Source organism: Sulfitobacter sp. S223, assembly GCF_025143825.1.
In the GTDB taxonomy this organism is placed as follows: Bacteria; Pseudomonadota; Alphaproteobacteria; order Rhodobacterales; family Rhodobacteraceae; genus Sulfitobacter.
The window spans coordinates 709276-729060 of sequence record NZ_CP083560.1; the positions used below are offsets into that span (position 1 = coordinate 709276).

General features: G+C 58.2%; 19 protein-coding genes. 13 read left to right on the plus strand and 6 right to left on the minus strand.

The window, feature by feature from the left end; translation table 11 throughout:
• On the plus strand, positions 1–3660 hold the full coding sequence (locus K3757_RS03600; protein WP_259999471.1) for an efflux RND transporter permease subunit: 3660 nt from the start codon (positions 1–3) through the stop codon (positions 3658–3660).
• A gap of 7 nt (positions 3661–3667) precedes the next feature.
• On the opposite strand, the gene K3757_RS03605 is transcribed toward K3757_RS03600, so the two are convergent.
• Positions 3668–4474, minus strand: a complete 807-nt coding sequence (locus K3757_RS03605; protein WP_259999473.1) for a protein-disulfide reductase DsbD domain-containing protein — start codon at positions 4472–4474, stop codon at positions 3668–3670.
• 129 nt (positions 4475–4603) lie between these two features.
• On the opposite strand from K3757_RS03605, the gene K3757_RS03610 reads away from it, so the two are divergent.
• Complete coding sequence (locus K3757_RS03610) at positions 4604–5158, plus strand: YqgE/AlgH family protein (protein WP_259999475.1); 555 nt, start codon at positions 4604–4606, stop codon at positions 5156–5158.
• Here the strand turns inward: K3757_RS03610 and K3757_RS03615 are convergent.
• On the minus strand, positions 5155–6099 hold the full coding sequence (locus K3757_RS03615; RefSeq protein WP_259999477.1) for an L-threonylcarbamoyladenylate synthase: 945 nt from the start codon (positions 6097–6099) through the stop codon (positions 5155–5157). The genes K3757_RS03610 and K3757_RS03615 overlap by 4 nt on opposite strands.
• 137 nt (positions 6100–6236) lie before the next feature.
• On the opposite strand from K3757_RS03615, the gene K3757_RS03620 reads away from it, so the two are divergent.
• The 5 genes from K3757_RS03620 (at position 6237) to K3757_RS03640 (ending at position 10319) form a co-directional block, all read left to right on the plus strand.
• Entirely contained in the window at positions 6237–7952 is a 1716-nt protein-coding gene (locus K3757_RS03620; protein WP_259999479.1) for an acyl-CoA dehydrogenase, read from the plus strand.
• A complete protein-coding gene (locus K3757_RS03625; RefSeq protein WP_259999481.1) occupies positions 7952–8998 on the plus strand; it encodes an MBL fold metallo-hydrolase in 1047 nt (348 codons plus the stop codon). The genes K3757_RS03620 and K3757_RS03625 overlap by 1 nt, the downstream gene beginning before the upstream one ends.
• Positions 8999–9001: 3 nt before the next feature.
• Complete coding sequence (locus K3757_RS03630) at positions 9002–9466, plus strand: DUF6173 family protein (RefSeq protein WP_259999483.1); 465 nt, start codon at positions 9002–9004, stop codon at positions 9464–9466.
• A gap of 102 nt (positions 9467–9568) precedes the next feature.
• Positions 9569–9703: an aa3-type cytochrome c oxidase subunit IV gene (locus K3757_RS03635; protein ID WP_259999485.1), complete on the plus strand. Its 135-nt coding sequence runs from the start codon at positions 9569–9571 to the stop codon at positions 9701–9703.
• A 16-nt stretch (positions 9704–9719) separates the two neighbouring features.
• A complete protein-coding gene (locus K3757_RS03640; RefSeq protein ID WP_259999487.1) occupies positions 9720–10319 on the plus strand; it encodes a hypothetical protein in 600 nt (199 codons plus the stop codon).
• Here K3757_RS03640 and K3757_RS03645 read toward each other — a convergent pair.
• Together K3757_RS03645 and K3757_RS03650 are read right to left on the minus strand one after the other, a co-directional pair.
• Positions 10308–10634, minus strand: coding sequence for an AzlD domain-containing protein (locus K3757_RS03645; protein WP_259999489.1), 327 nt, complete (start codon positions 10632–10634; stop codon positions 10308–10310). The two genes, K3757_RS03640 and K3757_RS03645, sit on opposite strands and share 12 nt — an antisense overlap.
• Positions 10631–11347 carry an AzlC family ABC transporter permease gene (locus K3757_RS03650; RefSeq protein ID WP_259999491.1) on the minus strand — a complete coding sequence of 239 codons (717 nt, stop codon included), beginning with the start codon at positions 11345–11347 and terminating at the stop codon, positions 10631–10633. The genes K3757_RS03645 and K3757_RS03650 overlap by 4 nt, the downstream gene beginning before the upstream one ends.
• Positions 11348–11370: 23 nt before the next feature.
• On the opposite strand from K3757_RS03650, the gene K3757_RS03655 reads away from it, so the two are divergent.
• The 5 genes from K3757_RS03655 (at position 11371) to K3757_RS03675 (ending at position 16102) form a co-directional block, all read left to right on the plus strand.
• On the plus strand, positions 11371–12282 hold the full coding sequence (locus tag K3757_RS03655; RefSeq protein WP_409202567.1) for a formate dehydrogenase accessory sulfurtransferase FdhD: 912 nt from the start codon (positions 11371–11373) through the stop codon (positions 12280–12282).
• 124 nt (positions 12283–12406) lie between these two features.
• Positions 12407–13009, plus strand: a complete 603-nt coding sequence (gene mobA, locus K3757_RS03660; protein WP_260001176.1) for a molybdenum cofactor guanylyltransferase MobA — start codon at positions 12407–12409, stop codon at positions 13007–13009.
• Entirely contained in the window at positions 13006–13497 is a 492-nt protein-coding gene (gene mobB / locus K3757_RS03665; protein WP_259999495.1) for a molybdopterin-guanine dinucleotide biosynthesis protein B, read from the plus strand. Before mobA ends, mobB begins: the two co-directional genes overlap by 4 nt.
• Positions 13494–15605, plus strand: a complete 2112-nt coding sequence (glp, locus tag K3757_RS03670; RefSeq protein WP_259999498.1) for a gephyrin-like molybdotransferase Glp — start codon at positions 13494–13496, stop codon at positions 15603–15605. The genes mobB and glp overlap by 4 nt, the downstream gene beginning before the upstream one ends.
• Positions 15606–15616: 11 nt before the next feature.
• Positions 15617–16102 (plus strand): aggregation factor core, encoded by a 486-nt coding sequence (locus tag K3757_RS03675; RefSeq protein ID WP_259999500.1) that lies wholly within the window; start codon positions 15617–15619, stop codon positions 16100–16102.
• Here the strand turns inward: K3757_RS03675 and K3757_RS03680 are convergent.
• Entirely contained in the window at positions 16099–17172 is a 1074-nt protein-coding gene (locus K3757_RS03680) for a hypothetical protein (RefSeq protein ID WP_259999501.1), read from the minus strand. The two genes, K3757_RS03675 and K3757_RS03680, sit on opposite strands and share 4 nt — an antisense overlap.
• Before the next feature lie 14 nt (positions 17173–17186).
• A complete protein-coding gene (greA, locus tag K3757_RS03685; RefSeq protein WP_259999503.1) occupies positions 17187–17657 on the minus strand; it encodes a transcription elongation factor GreA in 471 nt (156 codons plus the stop codon).
• Positions 17658–18036: 379 nt separating this feature from the next.
• On the opposite strand from greA, the gene K3757_RS03690 reads away from it, so the two are divergent.
• Positions 18037–19689: an electron transfer flavoprotein-ubiquinone oxidoreductase gene (locus K3757_RS03690; RefSeq protein ID WP_259999505.1), complete on the plus strand. Its 1653-nt coding sequence runs from the start codon at positions 18037–18039 to the stop codon at positions 19687–19689.
• The last annotated feature ends 96 nt before the right edge of the window (positions 19690–19785 follow it).

A 19785-nucleotide genomic window follows, 5' to 3' on the forward strand; every position in this document is an offset into this window, starting at 1 on the left:
ATGGCGCGCGCAATTCCCAAAACCGCCGGCGGTATCCTTTCGTATTTCACACGCCACAAAACCGTGGCCAACCTGTTGCTGGTGCTGATGTTGGTCGCTGGATTTGCGGCTGCACCAAATATGCGGGCCCAATTCTTTCCCGATGTGATTGTGGATAATGTTTCGGTCAGTACGGTTTGGACGGGCGCTGGCGCCGAGGATGTAGATGAAGCTATCAGCCAAGTGCTGGAGACAGCGCTACTGGGGATCGAGGGTGTAGAAGGTTCGAATAGTTCCTCACGTGAGGGGAACAGCGTCATCACACTGGAATTCGAACCAGATTGGGATATGGCGCGCGCAGCGGCCGATGTTCAAACTGCGGTGGATGCGATCACGACCCTACCCGAAGAAGCAGAGGAGCCGACCGTAAGGCGTGGCGCATGGCGTGATCGCGTGACGGACGTTGTGATCACCGGCCCTGTCGCCCCCGAACAATTGGGCCGCTTCGCGGATGAATTTGTCACCCGACTGTTTGCTGCAGGGGTGACACGGACCACCATTAAGGGGGTCGCGGCACCGCAAACACTGGTGGAAGTCCCTTCGTCCAAGCTTGTTTCCTATGACGTTACAATGGCAGAGATAGCGGCTGTCATTGCGGCAGAGGTCGATGCGGACCCAGCGGGCGATGTGGACGGCGCCAATGCGCGGGTGCGGACCGGTACAGCCAAACGCACGCCGCAAGAGATTGCAGGCATTACGCTGCGCTCCAATGCCGATGGGTCCAAACTGCTGGTCGGTGATGTCGCCGCAGTTTTCTCTGAAGGTATCGACCGCAACATGAGCTTTTTCGTCGGCAAAGATCCGGCCATGACCGTTCGGGTGGACCGCTCTGACAGGGGGGATGCAATTGGCATTCAGGAACAGGTAGAGGCAGTCGCGGCAGAGCTACAGTCAAGCCTGCCCGCCAGCGTTTCGGTAGAGCTGATCCGGACCCGTGCAGAGGCCATTACCGGCCGCCTTGATCTGCTGATTGATAACGGGCTGGTTGGGCTTGGCCTTGTGATGGCCTTGTTGTTTCTGTTTCTGAATGCGCGCACGGCTTTCTGGGTCGCTGCGGGTATTCCTGTGGCGATGGGCGCCGCGATTGCCTTCATGTATCTGGGCGGTCTGACCATCAACATGATCTCGCTTTTCGGTCTGATCATCACCTTGGGTATCGTGGTTGATGATGCCATCGTTGTCGGGGAGCATGCCGATCACCGGTATCGCCTCGGCGGGATGAGCGCGGCTGAGGCCGCCGAAGGAGCTGCGCAGCGCATGGCCATGCCAGTGTTCGCCGCCACACTGACCACGGTCATTGCGTTTTTCGGGCTTGTGGCTGTTGGAGGGCGCTTTGGCGGGTTGATCGCGGACATTCCTTTTACAGTGATCGCCGTTCTAATTGCATCGTTGATCGAATGTTTTCTGATCTTGCCGAACCACATGCATCACGCGCTTGCCGGCATTGAAAAACGTGCAAAGTTTTCGATGGTAAAGCTGGTGCTGGGCGGAATTGTCAGCGCAATCGTTACAACGGTCCTGATAACTGCGCTGATTTTTGGTGTGATCTACAGCTTCCTTTGGCTGACAGGGGCAGATGTGACGCAGGCCTATGGCTTGCTATCGGGCAGCGCAGTCGCGCTTGCCGGGGTGACGCTGGTTCTTTTGATCGGCTATTTGCTAAGCCGCCCCGCTCGGTTACGCGCGCTTGTTCAGGCTGTTGGGCGACACGGAATCGATACGCCGTCAGTCGTGGTGAATGGGGGCTTCGTCTGGGTGCGCGAGCGGCTGTTCCGCCCCTTCATGGCGGGGGTGATTGCAGCGCGTTATGCTGTTTTGGCGGGGGTCATTGTTGTACTGGCGAGCCAGATTTCGCTGTTTATCCGTGGCGATGTGCAGTGGCGGTTCTTTAACGCGCCTGAACGCGGGTCGGTCACCGGCAACTTTATCATGGCCGAAGGCGCCACACGTGCCGATACCATCGAGATGATGCGCGAAATGCAGCGTGCAACAGACGCAGTTGCCGCGCAACTGGAGGCCGAGCACGGGGTAAATCCGCTTGATTATGTCATGGCGCAAATTGGCGGTAACAGCGGACGGGGTTTGGATGCTGCCGAAGGTAAAGACGGTGATTTGCTCGGGGGGATATCTATCGAGTTGATTGACGCTGACCTGCGGCCCTACTCAAGCTTCGCTTTTGTTGCGCAGCTACAGGATGAGGTGGTGAACCATCCCCTGGCAGAAGCGGTGAGCTTTCGTGGCTGGCGCTCTGGACCGGGCGGAGACGCGCTGGATGTGCAATTCTACGGGGCGCAGACACAAACGCTGAAGGATGCCTCAGAAGCGCTGCAAGCTGCCTTGCTGCAATATCCCGAAGTCAGCGCGTTGCAGGACAATCTGGCCTACGACAAAGAAGAACTGATTCTTGATCTGACGCCGCAGGGGCAGGCACTGGGTTTCACCATTGACCAGTTGGGCCGCGTGTTGCGTAACCGTCTGGGAGGGATCGAGGCCGCTACTTATCCCGATGGGCCGCGCTCTGCCACCATCCGGGTGGAGCTGCCGGAGGGCGAGCTGACAGCCGATTTTCTGGACCGCACGCAAATGCGCACGCCAGCGGGAAATTATGTGGCGCTGGGCGACATTGTTAGTGTGCAGCAGCGCACGGGCTTTAGCACCGTACGGCGCGAAAATGGTATCCGGCTGATCTCGGTGACGGGCGACATTTCAGAGGATGATGCCGCGCGCGCTTCTGAAATCAATCAGGCATTGGCCGAGGATATCCTGCCGCGCATCGCTTCCGAGCTACAGGTCGAATATCGTCTCGCTGGTTTGAGCGAGCAGGAGAACGAGTTTCTTGCCGATGCGCTGACCGGTTTGATATTGTGTCTGACGGGTATTCTTTTGGTGCTCGCATGGGTTTTTGGGAGCTGGACCCGTCCATTGGTGGTCATGGCCATCATCCCCTTTGGACTGGTTGGAACGATTTACGGTCATAACGCGTGGGACGTGCCGCTGAGCATGTTTACCGTGGTTGGGCTGTTGGGCATGACGGGTATCATCATCAACGATTCCATCGTGCTGGTGACGACAATCGACGAATATGCCGCTGAGCGTGGCTTATTTCCGTCCATCATTGACGGGGCGGCAGACCGTTTGCGGCCGGTGATGCTGACAACGCTGACAACAGTTCTGGGCATGGCACCGCTGTTGTTCGAACGCAGCCAGCAGGCGCAATTTTTAAAACCGACGGTCATTACACTGGTGTATGGTCTTGGCTTCGGCATGCTGCTGGTACTGCTGGTCGTGCCCGCGCTGATCGCTATGCAGCATGACGTGGGGCGGCAGATCACAGCAATGCGCCGCGGACTGCGTGCGCGGGCGCGTGGCTTGCAGCTTGGGTTGGCAGGTTTGTGGCTGCTGATCTTGGGCTGGGGCGCGTTGACGCTGGGCTATGCTGCATTGTGGGGCAGTCTTTATGCGCCTGTTGCTGCGATCTTTCCGATGTTGGCCCGCCTGTCGACGATGGCCGCAGGGTTCGTGCTGTTCATAAGCGGTGCCGCGGTTGTTGCGGTATTTGGCTATGTGTTGGGCGCGTTGGTCATGATGCTGCGCAAGCGTCGCATGGTCGCCGGCGAATAGCGCCAGCTTAGCCCGGTGTGCAGCCACGCAGATCAACCGCGTGCGAAGATCCCAAAACCGTAAAGCGGATAGCAGACCGGTCGATGGCGAAGCCTGACGCTCCGTTCGATACCATCTCTGCGCTGGCAGTCAGAATGTTGCCTGACCGGCTTGTGACGGGTTCAGAGACCCAGATATCGGGGCGTCCTGCTTCGATCACCACATGCTCCGGGCCACCAGTGGAGGGCAGGGCAAGTTTGGCGGTGATCTTCAACCCGTCCTCGGACGGGCTGAGCGCGCAGGTCACACCTTTTGCGCCGCTCTCGGACGCGGTGTAGGGCTGTTCTGCTAGAGCCGCAGCAATGCTGGCAACAGGCGCGCTGCCTTTGGCATCCAGAGTGCCGGATAGCGACAGGGTTTGCGGAACACAGATGTCTTTGCAGACCCCGATGTCCATGTGCAGGTTGATATCAATCGGTGTGCCTGCCTGCTTGGGGGCAATGGCAAGGGGCAGTACCACCTGATTACTATACCCGACAGAGCGCATACCGTTCTGCTCAAATACCTTCGGTGTTGGCCAGCTGACCGAGACGCCGCGCAAGTTGCGTGAGCCTTTCCAGCTGAATTCGGGCGGGATGCCTGCATCACCGGGCGCACGCCAGTAGGTTTTCCAACCAGGCGCAAGCGTCAGTTGAATGGCGCTGATGCGGGTACCGTCCGCCTGTTGCCAACCGTCAATGAGGTGCGCGGTCACGGGCAGACCAACGGGATCTTCTGCTGCAGCAGGTGAGACAAGGGCAAATAGCGTGGTGGCCAGAAGGAAGTGCTTTATCATCTTCTCTATGTGGCCCCGCTTGATCTGTTTGCCAAGTCACAAGTCAGTCAGACATGTTTCGCTTATGGTGCTTGCAGCGTTCCGTCCCGCTCGTCACAGTGGGGGCGAAGGTGTGATTGGAGGTATGAAATGAATTTGGCAGGACAGCTTCTGATTGCGATGCCGGGGATGGGTGATCCAAGGTTCGCCCGCTCTGTTGTTTTTCTGTGTGCCTACTCCGAAGAAGGCGCCATGGGCTTTATCGTTAATAAGTATCTGGACGACATGACGCTCGCGGATGTGTTGGAGCGGATGGACATGGGGAGCGCTGAAGTCGTTCTGCAAGACCCCGTGTACTTCGGCGGGCCGGTGCAAATCGAACGTGGCTTTGTTTTGCACATGGACGAAAGCCGGCAGTCACCGGAACCTTTGATTATTCCTGGTGGCTATGTTCTGACCGCCACACAAGATATCCTGAAAGACATCGGCACTGGTGTTGGCCCTGAACCGTTTCTGTTTGCATTGGGGTATGCGGGTTGGGGGGCTGGCCAACTGGACGCAGAGATCGCGGAAAACGGATGGCTCACAGCGCCTGCAACGCCGGAACTGGTCTTTTCGGCAGATCGTGAGACCTTGTGGGAAACCGCGCTTCAGAGCATCGGCATAGATCCTCTTACCCTGTCTTCCGCTTCTGGCCGTGCTTAGTCACGGGGGGCGGCAGCACGGCGCAAGCGATCATTAATCGCGCGGCCGAGCCCGTTCATGGGCACTGGTGCTACGGCGATCGGGCCTCCCAACGTATCAAGCTGGTGCAGGTGGCCAAATAGATTTGCCGCAGCCTCAACTAGATCACCGCTTTCTGACAGGGACAGATCACCTTTCACCGGCCCGAAGCCCAGCATATGCTCGCCCGCGCCTGCACTTGTGGCATTAAGACGCAAACTGCCGCGTGGGGCGTAATGGGATGACATTTGTCCCGGGGCGGTGATGGTCGTACCGCTTGGCTGGATAAGCCGGGAACCTAGGGCGGCCTCAATCGGTTCTGGCGGAAGGCCCCCTTCACGCAGCAGCACGGCATGTGGGCCATCAAATCCGATGATGGTGCTTTCCAGCCCGACAGTGCAGGGTCCGTCGTCCAGAACGGCGGCGATGCGTCCGTCCAGACCCGCCAGCACATGATCGGCCGTCGTCGGGCTGATCCGGCCCGAGGGGTTGGCCGATGGTGCTGCAACCGGCCCACCAAATTTTGCAAGCAACGCCCGGGCTGCTGGATGGGCCGGTACCCGCAGGCCTACTGTGGGCAGCCCCGCTGTGACCAGAGGCGACAGCCCGTGATCCGCGCGCAAAGGCAGGACAAGTGTGAGCGGCCCCGGCCAGAATGCGCGAGCCAGAATATCCGCCTGTGTGTTCCACTCCACAAGGGCTTGGGCTGCTGCGGTGTCGGCCAGATGCACGATGAGCGGGTTGAATGACGGGCGGCCCTTGGCCTCATAGATCGCGGCCACGGCCTTGCCCTGCGTGGCATCCGCGCCAAGCCCGTAGACAGTTTCTGTAGGAAAAGCGACAAGCGCCCCACTGGCAAAAAGCTTTGCTGCTCGGTCCAGCCCCTCTGTATCGGGATGTAGCCGAAGGGTTGCTGGGGACATTGCCTGCTCCTGTAGCTTTGACGCGGCGTTTTGATTGTGCTTGGTCCGGTGGCTGTTCATCGTACAATATGCAGGCATTCTTCTTTGAAGGATGCTATTGCTTCGCCGAACCGCCCTAGTTTGTGAGAAAGACTATTATGACGTATCGCGCCCCTGTTGAAGACTACAATTTCCTGTTTGACCATGTTGTCGGGCTGGACGCCTTGCGCGCCACCGAACGGTTTAGTGATGCTACGGCTGACGTCACCCTTGCGATCCTCACCGAAGCAGGCAAGCTTTGCGAAGAGGTTCTTGCTCCTCTGCAACGCGTTGGGGATGTAAAAGGCGCATATCTTGAAAACGGGGTGGTGCGGACGTCTCCCGGTTTTGACGAGGGTTTCAAGGCGATTGCCGAGGGCGGATGGGTAGGCATGTCGGCCGACCCCGAATATGGCGGCATGGGGCTGCCCATGGCTCTGACAGCTGCTGTCGGCGATATGATGAGCGGCGCGTGCCTGTCGTTGCAACTTTGTCCGATGCTGACACAGGGCCAGATCGAAGCGCTGGAGCATCACGCCAGTGATGCGCTCAAAGACCTTTACCTGCCAAAGCTGATCAGTGGCGAATGGACTGGCACCATGAACCTGACAGAACCGCAGGCAGGCTCGGACGTAGGTGCGTTGACGACAAAGGCCGAAGACAACGGTGATGGTACTTTTGCGATCACGGGGCAGAAAATCTATATCACTTGGGGCGACCATGATCTTGGCGGCAATGTCTGCCATCTGGTGCTGGCTCGTTTAACGGGCGCTCCGGCGGGCGTCAAAGGGATCAGCCTGTTTCTGGTGCCCAAGCTTTTGCCCGACGCGGAAGGAAACCCGGGCCAGCGCAATGGCGTGAGTGTGGTAAGCCTTGAGCATAAAATGGGCCTGCACGGATCCCCAACCTGTGTCATGCAGTATGACGGGGCTACCGGCTGGTTGGTCGGAGAAGAGCAGGGGGGCATTGATGCGATGTTCACCATGATGAACAATGCGCGTCTGGGTGTTGGTGGACAAGGGATCGGCGTGGCTGATGCATCATTCCAACACGCGCTTGCCTATGCGCAGGACCGCAAGCAAGGCAAGAGCCCGACGCCTGGCCCGAAGGATTCGATCCTTGGTCATGCGGACGTGCGCCGCATGCTGACCACGATGAAAGCCGAGATTTTCGCAGCCCGTGCAATTGCGGTATGTAACGCGGTGGCCATCGATATGGCGCGCGCAACGGGTGACAAAGCGTGGAAAGCCCGCGCTGCGCTGTTGACCCCGATCACCAAAGCATTCGGCACGGATACCGGTATCGCTGTGGCTGATATGGGCTTGCAGGTGCATGGCGGGATGGGTTTCGTTGAAGAAACGGGCGCCGCCCAGTTCTGCCGCGATGTTCGCGTGACTGCGATTTACGAAGGCACGAACGGTATTCAGGCTATGGATCTGGTTGCGCGCAAGATGATGGATGGCGGCGAGGCGGCGATGGCCCTTTTGGATGAAATCGCCGAGGACGTAGAGGATGCCCGCTCTGTATTCCCGCGTCTTGCGGGGGATGTCTGGGAGGCATGTGAAAGCATGCGGGAAGCGACGGAATGGCTCGTTTCACAGACCGACCTGCAAGAGCGTTTTGCTGGTGCTGTCCCTTATCTGCATGCATTCGCACGGGTGCTGGGTGCGCATCTTCACCTGAAGGCGGCGGTTGCCGACCGTGGCGGCGCACGTGAAAAACTTGCGCGTTTCTACATCCAGCGGATGCTGCCAGAGCATGCGGCACTGCTTGCCCACGCACAGGCTGGTGCTGAAGATCTTTACGCCCTTACTGGCGAAGAATTGGCAGTCTGATGAAAGATCAGGCACCCAAAGGTTTGCGCTACCCGTGGGAAACGCCGCCAAGCGGCACGGAGGCCATCGAAGTCGCCCCTGGCGTTTTATGGATGCGCTTGCCGCTTCCGATGAAGCTCGACCATGTGAATGTCTATGCGCTGGACGAAGGGGATAGCTGGACGATCATAGACACCGGATTTGCCTCGAAAAAGACCAAGGCGATTTGGCAAGAGATCATGGCAGGCCCGTTAGGTGGCAAGCCCGTCAGCCGCGTTGTTGTCACTCACCATCATCCCGATCATATCGGGCTGGCAGGCTGGTTCCAGACTGACCATGGCGCCGAACTTGTTACCACGCGCACTGCATGGCTGACGGCCCGCATGTTAACGCTGGACGTTCACGAAGTTCCAAACGCCGAGAGTCTGTCTTTTTACCGGTCTGCGGGCATGGATGGCGCTATTTATGATAAGCGCGCGGGCGAACGCCCCTTCAATTTCGCCGATATCGTCGCACCGCTGCCGCTAGGCTATACACGGATAAAGCAAGACGACGTGATCACCATGGGCGGGCGCACATGGGAGGTTCACATGGGCAATGGCCACGCACCAGAGCACGCGACCTTCTGGAGCCGCGACGACAATCTGGTGATTGCCGGTGACCAGATATTGCCTTCGATCAGCCCGAACGTGGGTGTCTATGCGACTGAGCCAATGGCCGACCCGATTGGTGAATGGCTGGAAGCCTGCGAGCGGTTGGCGCCATTGGGGCGCGCGGATAATCTGGTTTTGGGCGGGCACAAATTGCCCTTTACGGGCTTGCCCACGCGGATGCGGCAACTGATCGACAATCACCACGGTGCGCTTAAACGCCTGCTGGCCTATATCGACACCCCGAAAACTGCTGGCGAAGTTTTTCCACCGCTGTTCAAGAGAGCGATAGGTGAGGCAGAATATGGCCTCGCACTGGTTGAAGCCTTTGCGCATTTGAGCCACCTTCATCAGGAAGGCCATGCTATCCGCACGAAACGCGAGGACGGCGCGTGGCTGTATCAGCGTAAGGGATAAGCCATGGATGACCTGATAAAGACAGCCGCAGAAGCCGCTGAGGCGGATGCGATGCCGCATATGCATGAGGTCCATAGTGACCCCGATGCACAAAACGCACAGGATCAGCCGATGCCCAAGGGCGTCACCGCCAAGCCGGTCGCGCAGAAATCACCGGCGCAATGGGCGTATGAACGTACAATTCTCTACCTCAAGAAATTTGAGGAAGGGCTGGATGATGGCCATGAGATCGCCATGGGGTTCGCGGGCACCGATGCGGGTGTTTTGCGGATCGAAGGTATGGGGTATTTTGATCCGGACATCGTGACGTTTTACGGCGTGGACCAGACCGGCAATAAGATGCAGCTTGTCCAGCACGTCAGCCAGCTAAGCGTTTTGTTTCGTGCATTGCCAAAAGCGGTTGAGACAGCTGCCCCCAAGAGGATAGGGTTCAAGCTGATCCAGGATCTTGAACAAGGTGACGCATAAGCGCGGCATCTTGGACACAGCCACCAAATCCGGCGTGACAGAGCGCGCGAAATGCCGTAACTGCTGCGCAACACAGCCGAAGATGACGAAAGGGACATACAGATGGCCGAACATGAACATGGCACGATGAATACTGAGACGCAGGAAAAGACGTTCGATGGCTTTGTCACTTTCGTGACTCGCGCGACCATTGTGATCATCGGTATTCTGGTCTTTATGGCGATTTTCGCCCGCTGATCGGACGCTTTTTCTTATGATTAAGTCAATTCTGGCAGTCGCGCTGTCGGCTGCCGTTCTTGCTGGTTGCTCTGAAAAGGGTAAGGAATCGCAAGCGGATGCGATCGAGGCCGCCGTGTATTCCAATGGCGGTCCAACACGGCTTACCTTGTTAACCATGATTAACAACCGCACAGGTGCGGGCGCACATTCTTCTTTGTTGGTTGAAAGCACGCAATCGGTCCTTTTTGATCCAGCAGGCTCTTTCTTGCATGAGGATGTGCCGGAACGTGGCGATGTTCTGTACGGGATGTCACCGGAATGGGTTCGCTGGTATAAGTCTGCGCACGCCCGCACGACCTTCCACGTTGTTAGTCAGGAAATCGAGGTCACGCCGGCGCAAGCGGCACGTGCCTTGCAGCTGGTGCAATCAAACGGTCCTGTGCCAAGTGCCCTGTGTGCCAGCGCAACATCTTCGCTGATTCGGCAGGTGCCTGGCTTTCAGTCCATTAGAACCGGGTTTTCTCCGGTGAAACTGATGGAACAGATGGCCGAGATCGAAGGCGTGGTAACCACCCGTCTTTATGAGGATGATGAGGGCAACGTGCTTGATGGTGTTAGGGCGCTACCCAAGTAAATAGAGCAGCCCGTAAAGCGTTGCAGCGCCGCTTAACACTGCCATCAACACATTTTTTGTGAACAATCCAACTGCCAGTGTCACCGCAGCTGCCGTTGCGCGCGGGATGTCAAAGGCTCCGTCCGTTGCGGCGGGCCAGACAACTTGCGGGGCCACGAGCGCAGGCAAAATCGCCACAGCGGTATAGCGAAGATGACGTAGCAGCCAGTCAGGCATCGCGCGGTCCCCGACAAGGCCGGTAAAGACAAAGCGCAGACCAAAGCTGCCGATACCCAGCAGAATGATCACGGTCCAGAGCGTGCCAGTTTCGATCATGTCTTCATCCCTTTCCGTTCAAGCCAAACTTCGGTTTGTGCGCCAGCCATCATGCCGGCGATCCCCGCAATGATCAGACCTAACGAGTAGGGGACACCGGCGGCCAACAGGCCGACGATGACAGCAACCAGCGCTGCCATCACATGGGCCGCAGTCCTGAACATCGGCGCGATCATCGCCAGGAAGGTGATCGGGATGGCGAAATCAAGCGCCCAGCTGTCGGGCACCTGCGCGCCCAGCATCGCACCGGCAAGGGTGAACAAATACCACAGCGGAACAATAGGCGTCACGGCTCCCAGAAAATAGTTCACCCGCTGCGCCACGGTCATATCCGGTTCACGCTCAAACTTGGCCACGCCCACGACATAGGATTGGTCGACCGTCAAATAGGCGCAAAGAGCACGCTGCCAAAGTGGAGCGGACCCGATGTAAGGCGTCAGCGAGGCCGAATACATCGCCATCCGCAGGTTCACGGCCAAAGCAGAGATCAGCACAATCGCTGTCGGCACATTCTCTTGCAGCAACTGCAGGGCAGTGAATTGTGCAGCCCCGGCGATAACAACAACGGAAAATGCCATCGTCTCAAACACATTCAGGCCGGCCTCTGTCGCGAGCACCCCGAACAGTGTCGAAAAGGGGATGATCACAAGAATGAAGGGGCTACTGTCGATGATTCCTTGGCGGTACGGGGATTTGCGGGTGGTAGTGGTCATGCGATGCCCTTAGATTACCTTTAATGCGTAGCGGTTTGCCGAGGGGGACGCAATTGGCTGAACTTCAAGATCTTTCCGAATATCTGATCGCGCCCGACCCAGACGCGCAACGCCTCACGCGCAGGGTTGCCGGGCTGGATCATGACGGCCAGCGCCAAGAAATCAACGTGGTCGAAGAGCGCCCGCTGACCATCTACCTGAATGCGCAAGAAATCGTCACGGCAATGACGATCGGTGATTACCCTGAATACCTTGCGCTGGGATTTTTGCGCAATCAGGGCATGCTGCGCACCAGCGATGAGATTACGCGCGTGGATTACGATGAAGAGCTTGAAACCGTGGTCGTGCGCACGGCGCGAAAGACGGATTACGAAGACAAGATGCGCCGAAAAACGCGCACCAGTGGATGCGCGGTCGGAACCGTTTTTGGCGACATGATGGAAGGGTTGGATGGCGTTGTGCTGCCGCAAACACCTGTACGCACTTCATGGCTTTATGCGCTATCGTCCAAAATCAACCGGACACCCAGCCTTTATCTGCAGGCGGGCGCTATCCACGGTACTGTCCTTTGTTGTGCGGACCGTCCATTGGTTTATATGGAGGACGTGGGCCGCCATAATGCGGTGGATAAGATCGCGGGCTGGATGCTAGCCGAAAAGGTCACTGCGGAGGACAAGATCCTGTACACCACTGGCCGCCTCACTTCCGAGATGGTGATCAAAACAGCAATGATGGGAATACCGGTACTTGCCTCACGCTCTGGCTTTACCGCGTGGGGCGTCGAGATCGCCCAACAGGTAGGGTTAACCTTGATAGGGCGGATGAAGGGGCGTCGGTTCATGTGTCTATCCGGTGAAGATCGCTTGTTGCGGGACGCTGATCCCGCCGCCATCGCAGACGAGCCGCGCCGCGCAGGCCGTAAGAGCGCGTCATGAGTGTTCTGCGTTGTCGCGCTGTGGTGCGTTCCGTGGCTGACACAAGTGGTTTACGGCGGCTTGGCGGTTTTTCATGCATGGACACTTTTGAGACAGGCGCACAGCAATGTTCGGAGGCGTCCCGTTGAAGCAGCCTTTAGGAGTGATACTTGCTGGTGGACAGGCAACGCGCATGGGCGGTGGCGATAAGGGCCTTCGCATATTGGGCGGGCAAAGCTTGTTGGCACGAGTAGAGGCGCGGTTATCTCCGCAGGTGGCACAGGTCGCTTTGAATGCCAATGGCGATCCGGCGCGTTTTGCTGCGCTTGATTTGCCCGTTATTGCAGACAGCATCGAAGGATTTGCCGGGCCGCTAGCCGGTGTGCTAGCTGGGCTTGATTGGGCCGCAACGCAGGGGGCTGACACCATAGTGACAGCGGCCGCTGATACACCCTTCTTTCCCTGCGATCTGGTGCCGCAATTGCTACTTGCGTCTGAGGGTATGACACATCCCCTTGTCCTTGCCTCAACGCCTGATCCGGAACGGGGCCGCGTGCGCCATCCCACCTTTGGTCTTTGGCCCGTTGCATTGCGGGACGACCTGCGCGGCGCGCTTGAGGGTGGGCTGCGCAAGGTGGTGTTGTGGACAGATACGCACGGTGGCCGTGAGGCGCTGTTCTCCGATGAAAACACGTTCTTTAACGTAAACACCCCCGAGGATTTGGCCCAAGCGGAGCGGATGTTATGAGGCTTTATGGCATTGTTGGTTGGAAAAACGCCGGCAAAACAGGCTTGATGGAGCGGCTGGTGACAGAGGTGACCAGTCGTGGCTTTACCGTGTCGACGGTGAAACACGCGCATCACAGCTTTGATGTGGATCATCCGGGCAAGGACAGCTTTCGCCACCGCGAGGCAGGGGCTTCGCAGGTCTTGCTTGCTTCACGCAACCGGATCGCATTGATGCATGAATTGCGGGGCGATCCAGAGCCTTCTCTGCAAGAGTTGCTGACACAGCTTGCCCCTGTAGATCTGGTTCTGGTCGAAGGATATAAACGCGATGCACACCCGAAAATCGAAGCGCACCGGGCGGTCACCGGCAATCCGTTGATTGCGCCGGATGATCCAACAGTGCGTGGTGTCGCCAGTGATACCCCCTTGCACCTTGATCTACCGGTTTTTGATCTTGATGACACAAAGGCGGTCGCGGATTTCATCCTGCGAGAGGTCGGCCTGTGAGGCCTTTCGACACAATCCTTGTCGCGGATTGGTCGGCCGCAAAGCGGGCAGGCCCGACTCCGCGCAAAGATGCGATCTGGTTGGGTATCACACGCGAAGGCGTATCACTTGAACCGGTTTACTGCCGCTCTCGCCAAGAGGCCGAGCTGACGGTCCTTGATCTGATCGAGCAGGAAACAGCGGCTGGGCGGCGGCTGTTGTGCGCGTTTGACTTCCCCTTCGGCTATCCCAAAGGATTTGCCCGACATGTCACAGGGTCAGATGATCCATTCGCCCTGTGGGACTGGTTCGAGACGCGGATCACCGATGCGCCAGACGGGAGCAACAACCGCTTCGAAGTTGCAGAAACGCTCAACGCGATGTTCACGGGGGCAGGCCCTTTCTGGGGTAAGTTGCACCGCGATAAATGGCCCGGTGTGCCGTACCGAAAAGAAGGTATCACCTTTGACACGGTGCCAGAAAAGCGGGCATGCGATCAATTGGCGAAAGCGGCATCATCGTGTTTCCAGCTTGCCTTTCCGCCGACAGTAGGTGGGCAGGTTATGATGGGCCTACCTGTCTTGAATAGGCTGCGTCGAAAGACAGGCGCGCGGGTTTGGCCATTAGAGGCTTGGAGCGATGCGTCTGTCGTCTTGGCCGAGATATGGCCGGGATTGATCGAAAAGGCAGTCAAGTCTGCCTTGCTCCAAGAGGACGCAGACCCGATCCGGGATCGTGTTCAGGTACGTCTGTTGGCCGATGCGTTGGCACGGCTGCCTGCTGACCAACTGTCCCATCATATGGCCGATGTGCCTGAGATATCAGCGGAGGAAGCGTGGATACTTGGTACGGGTCTCTCGGAAGAGCTATGCGCTTTGGTTCAAGAGGTTCCGACGCTACGGAATGACTGCTTTGCCCTGCCTCAAGGCGTGCACTGGACCCCTGTCAACGAAGCGCTGGAGCTGCTGCGGAGCAGACTTTTGCCGGTCACCTCAATCGAGACCCTACCGCTAAGACAATCTGCGGGGCGGATTGCAGCGCGTGATCTGGTCGCCTTGCGGGCAAACCCGCCGCTGCCCAATACAGCGGTGGACGGCTATGGATTTGCCGGTGGGCGCGGGGAGGGCGCACACAATCTGCCGTTGGTGGCTGGCCGTGCTGCTGCGGGGGACGCTCCGGTAGAGGTTCCGGCGGGTATGGCGATCCGTGTGTTGACGGGGGCGGCCTTACCGCACGGCGTTGATACGGTTATCCTGCAAGAGGATGTGTTGGTTCAGAACGGCCATATCTCCTTCACTGGCGCGCTGAAGCAAGGGGCCAATACCCGCCGCGCGGGAGAGGACGTCGAGGTCGGCGATGTGGTCCTGCGAAGCGGGCGCCAGATAACACCTGCCGATCTGGCATTGTTGGCTGCAACAGGTGTTGCCGAAGTCGCAGTGCGTAAACCGCTGCGGGTGGGTGTGTTGTCTACCGGAGATGAGCTTGCCGAAGCGGGTGATCCTGCGCGAGCGGGTCAGATTTACGATGCCAACCGCCCCATGCTTCTGGCCCTTCTCGAAGGGTTGCATCACGTTCCTGTCGATCTGGGGCGGGCACCTGACAACCGTGCTGCCCTGCGGGCCACGCTCGACGGGGCTGCTGGACAAGTCGACGCGATCATCACCAGTGGTGGCGCGTCAGCGGGAGATGAGGATCACGTCTCCGCCCTGTTGACAGAGGCAGGGGGGATGGCGCTGTGGCGCATCGCGATGAAGCCTGGAAGGCCGCTTGCATTGGGGGTCTGGGAAGGAGTGCCAGTGTTTGGCTTGCCCGGAAATCCCGTGGCTGCGATGGTCTGTTCTTTGGTATTTGTACGCCCTGCACTGGCGCTACTGGCAGGGGCAGATTGGACCACACCGCAAGGTTTTGACGTGCCTGCCGCATTCACAAAGAACAAGAAAGCAGGCCGTCGCGAGTATTTGCGCGCGCGCATGCGGGGTGGCATGGCCGAGGTGTTTCCTTCCGAGGGCTCTGGAAGGATCAGCGGTTTGAGCTGGGCAGAAGGGCTTGTTGAGCTAGATGAAAAGGCGCGGGATATTCAAACCGGTGATATGGTGCGGTTTATTCCTTTTGGCAGCTTTGGACTTTAGGAACACAGGCAATGTGGCGACAAACAATCGCATGGGTAATTCTGACGGGCGCGGTGCAGGCTGCGGAGTGTGACGGCCCATCGCTGAGATTCATAGAGAGTGCTCCGCGGGATCGGTTCGAACTTTCTGTGGGCGCGCAGGATCTGCGCGGTGTGACGGTTGATCTGCGCGGGTCTAAGGGACGGCTGATCTTTGATACCGCGCAGGGGGGCACAGGCGTAGAAGTGTTCCAGCCGCTGCGTGATGAGGGGGGCATTAACGGGGCTGCCGTCACCGATGGGGCAGAAGTCCTGACTGTCGCCCTGCGTGAGGGGCGTGCAGGCGGTCAGGCGGCATTTTCAATTGATGTGGACGACCGACTAAGGACTTCCGATCTAGGGCAGATTCGTGTAACCGGGGGCGAAATGGCGGGCGCTGCGGCGATCTTCGAGACCGCCCAAGGCGTTATTCTGGAGGCTGTTTTTGATGCACAGAACCTCGCGCAGGCCTGCCCCTAGTCGAAGGTTCCTGCAACGCGGCCAAGCAGCATGAATGCACGTGCGGTGCGCGTGTCGGCCATAGCAACAATCTCTGCATCGGTGGCGACTTTTTCAAAATCCGCAAACAGTTTGTCAAAGCGGCGCAAAAAGTGATGTGCCACATCGCGGAAGATCGGATCCTGCTTCATCCGGCCAACCGTAAGGGCAAGCGATGAGCGATCCCTGATACCGCCCAAGGCGGCAATGGGACGGCCACGCGCACCATGCCCGAACATCCGCCAGATCTCGGGGCGGGCACGGTCAGGGCGCAAGTCGTCCATATAGATGCCATCCTGGCTTAGCAGTGTCAGTATATCCTGCGCCGCCTGAATAAGCTGCGCTGCATTGCGGTCCTTCATGGCACGACGCAGCGCGGCAAAGCCTTCCTCATCTTCCGCAGTTTCGGGGAAGTTGAGCGCGCGTATCAGGTCATCCCCTTCTACGGGCGGTTCCATCTCTGCGCTTGGCGTACCAAGGGCAAGGCTGGCCTGATCGTGACTTGTTTGTTCCGCGACTGGCTTGCTGATGCGCGGCGATTCCTCGCGGCGGGTGGAGAAAGTGGCTAGCGCTGTTTCTGTTTTGCGTGTGGCCGCTGCGATCTCGTCAAGTTTGCGGCTGACAGAGGGTTCTGTGCTAATGCGCCCGCTTTGCTGCTGGGAAATATAGGCATGGCGGATAGCGTCGATGGCTGCCTGCAAGCGCTGGCTTTCTTCGCGCATGACGCGGCTGGCACGGGCCGCAGTGGCGGCAACCCAGATCATCGCAACTGGCATAAACACGGCAAGCATGGTCATGAGAAACCGGAGGCCGCCCTGGCCTTCTACAGCCTCCGGCTGAGGCATGAAGACAAAGAAAATCAGGCAGCCAAGCAGCCAAATCGCGGACAACGCTATCGCGATGACCTCTATTCCAGTGATGCTTTCGCCACGTGCCTTGTCGTAAATGCCAAGGGGTGTAGGGCGCGAGGCTGACGTCTTTGGCGTTGATGGACGAGTTTCAACCGCCTGTGCGCTGGGGCGATGTTGTTCGGGAGGGGGCGCGTCAGACATTGTTGGCGCTCCGTTCAGGCGTAAACGATCTTGAGAACCTCATAGGATTTCTCGCCCCCTGGTGTGCGGACTTCAACGCTGTCGCCCTCATCCTTGCCGATCAGCGCACGCGCGATGGGGGATTTGATGTTCAGCAGTCCCTTTTCGATGTTGGCTTCATACTCGCCCACAATCTGATAGGTTTTTTCTTCGTCGGTATCTTCGTCAACCAAGGTCACTTTAGCACCAAACTTGATCGCGCCGGAAAGCTTTGAGGGATCGATCACGTCGGCGAGCGAAATTACGCCTTCAAGCTCTTTGACGCGGCCTTCGATGAAAGACTGTTTTTCTTTAGCAGAATGGTATTCGGCGTTTTCGGACAGGTCACCATGCTCACGCGCTTCGGCAATCGCCTTGATGATGGCAGGGCGCTCAACGGTTTTGAGGTGCTTCAGCTCGGTCTCGAGGGCCGTGTGGCCGGCGCGGGTCATCGGAATTTTTTCCATGGCGTGTCTGTCCGTAATACTAAGGCGCGCCCCGAAGATGTTTCGGGGCGCGTGTTTGCGTTGCTCTTACCTGACCCAAGTTGGCCGTCAAATGCAAGGGGATACGGAGGGTGCGTGGGCGCGGGATTGCCGACGGGTTTTATGCAGCCGTTGCGCAGGTACAGTTTTTGGATCGGTTCATCTGCTGCCCACCGGAGGGTTCGAATGTGGTCGGTGACAGTATTGGGAAGTGCTGATGCAGTGCTTTTGTAACCGGAAATCAGCAGTTTTGATAAAAACAGCTACCTGTGACGCTATTAACGCGTCGTCGTGATTGCAAAGACATGCGCGCTTCGATACCCAAATTCAAACCGTTTTTGACGCAGAGGGAGCGCCTACTATGGCCGAGATTGAACGCGAAGCGATGGAATATGATGTTGTGATCGTCGGAGCGGGGCCTGCGGGTCTGTCGGCCGCGATCCGTCTGAAACAACTGGACGCTGATTGTAACGTTGTCGTACTGGAAAAGGGCTCCGAAGTTGGCGCGCACATCCTGTCCGGTGCGGTGCTGGATCCTTGCGGCCTTGATGCGTTGATCCCCGACTGGAAAGAAAAAGGCGCGCCGCTGAACGTGCCTGTGATCGAAGACAACTTTTACGCGCTGGGCGCCGCTGGTGAAGTACGCATTCCGAACTTCCCGATGCCGCCACTGATGAACAACCACGGCAACTATATCGTCTCCATGGGCAACGTCTGCCGCTGGATGGCAGAACAGGCCGAGGAAATGGGCGTGGAAGTCTTCCCCGGCATGGCGTGTTCCGAACTGGTCTATGGTGACAACGGCGAAGTTAAAGGCGTGGTTGCGGGCGAAATGGGTCTGGGTGCTGACGGCAAACCGGGCCCTAGCTATGAGCCCGGCATGGAACTGCATGGCAAATACGTCTTCCTGTCGGAAGGTGTGCGCGGCAGTCTCAGCAAGCAAGTGATCGAAAAGTTCGATCTGGCCAAAGGCAAAGAGCCGCAGAAATACGGCCTTGGCATGAAAGAAATCTGGGAAATCGACCCGGCCAAGCACAAAGAGGGCTCCGTCACCCACACAATGGGGTGGCCGCTGGGCAAGAAAGCGGGCGGTGGGTCGTTCATCTACCATCTTGAGAATAATCAGGTCTACGTCGGTTTCGTCGTTCACTTGGGATATAAGAACCCGCATGTGTTCCCGTACATGGAATTCCAGCAGTTCAAGCATCACCCGATGGTGGCAGAGCTGCTCAAGGGCGGCAAACGTGTCGCTTACGGCGCGCGCGCGATCACCGAGGGCGGCTATCAGTCGATGCCCAAGATGGTAGCACCCGGTGTGGCGCTGCTGGGTTGTTCTGTTGGTATGGTCAACGTGCCGCGCATTAAGGGTAACCACAATGCGATGCTGTCCGGCAAAGCCGCAGCCGAAGCCGCCTATGAGGCGATCAAGGCGGGCCGCTCAGGTGATGAACTGCCCGACTACGAGAACGATGTGCGCAGCGGTCCAATCGGCAAGGACCTTTATAAAGTCCGCAACGTAAAGCCGCTTTGGTCAAAGTTCGGTCTTGTTGCTTCGCTGGCTGTTGGTGGTTTTGACATGTGGTGCAACACGCTGTTCGGTGGGTCGCTCATGGGCACGCTGAAGCACGGCAAATCCGATGCAGACGCGACCGAGCTGGCGTCCAAGCACTCGAAGATTGACTATCCCAAGCCGGATGGGAAGCTTAGCTTTGACCGCCTGACAAACGTTGCGTTTTCCTTCACCAACCATGAGGAAAGCCAGCCCGCGCACCTGACACTGAAAGACGCATCTGTGCCGGTGGATGTGAACCTGGCCAAATACGCAGGCCCGTCGGCACGTTATTGCCCCGCAGGCGTTTACGAATTTGTAGAAGAAGACGGCAAAGATCCCCGTTTCGTGATCAACTTCCAGAACTGCGTTCACTGCAAGACATGCGATATCAAAGATCCAAGCCAGAACATCGTCTGGACGACCCCGCAGGGCGGTGACGGGCCGAACTACCCGAACATGTGATCAATTATCGCGGCTTCCTGCCTATTCAGGCGGGGGGCCGCCATTGCGCGGACGCGCAAACATGCTAGCGTGCTTGCCAAAAGAACGAGGCACAGC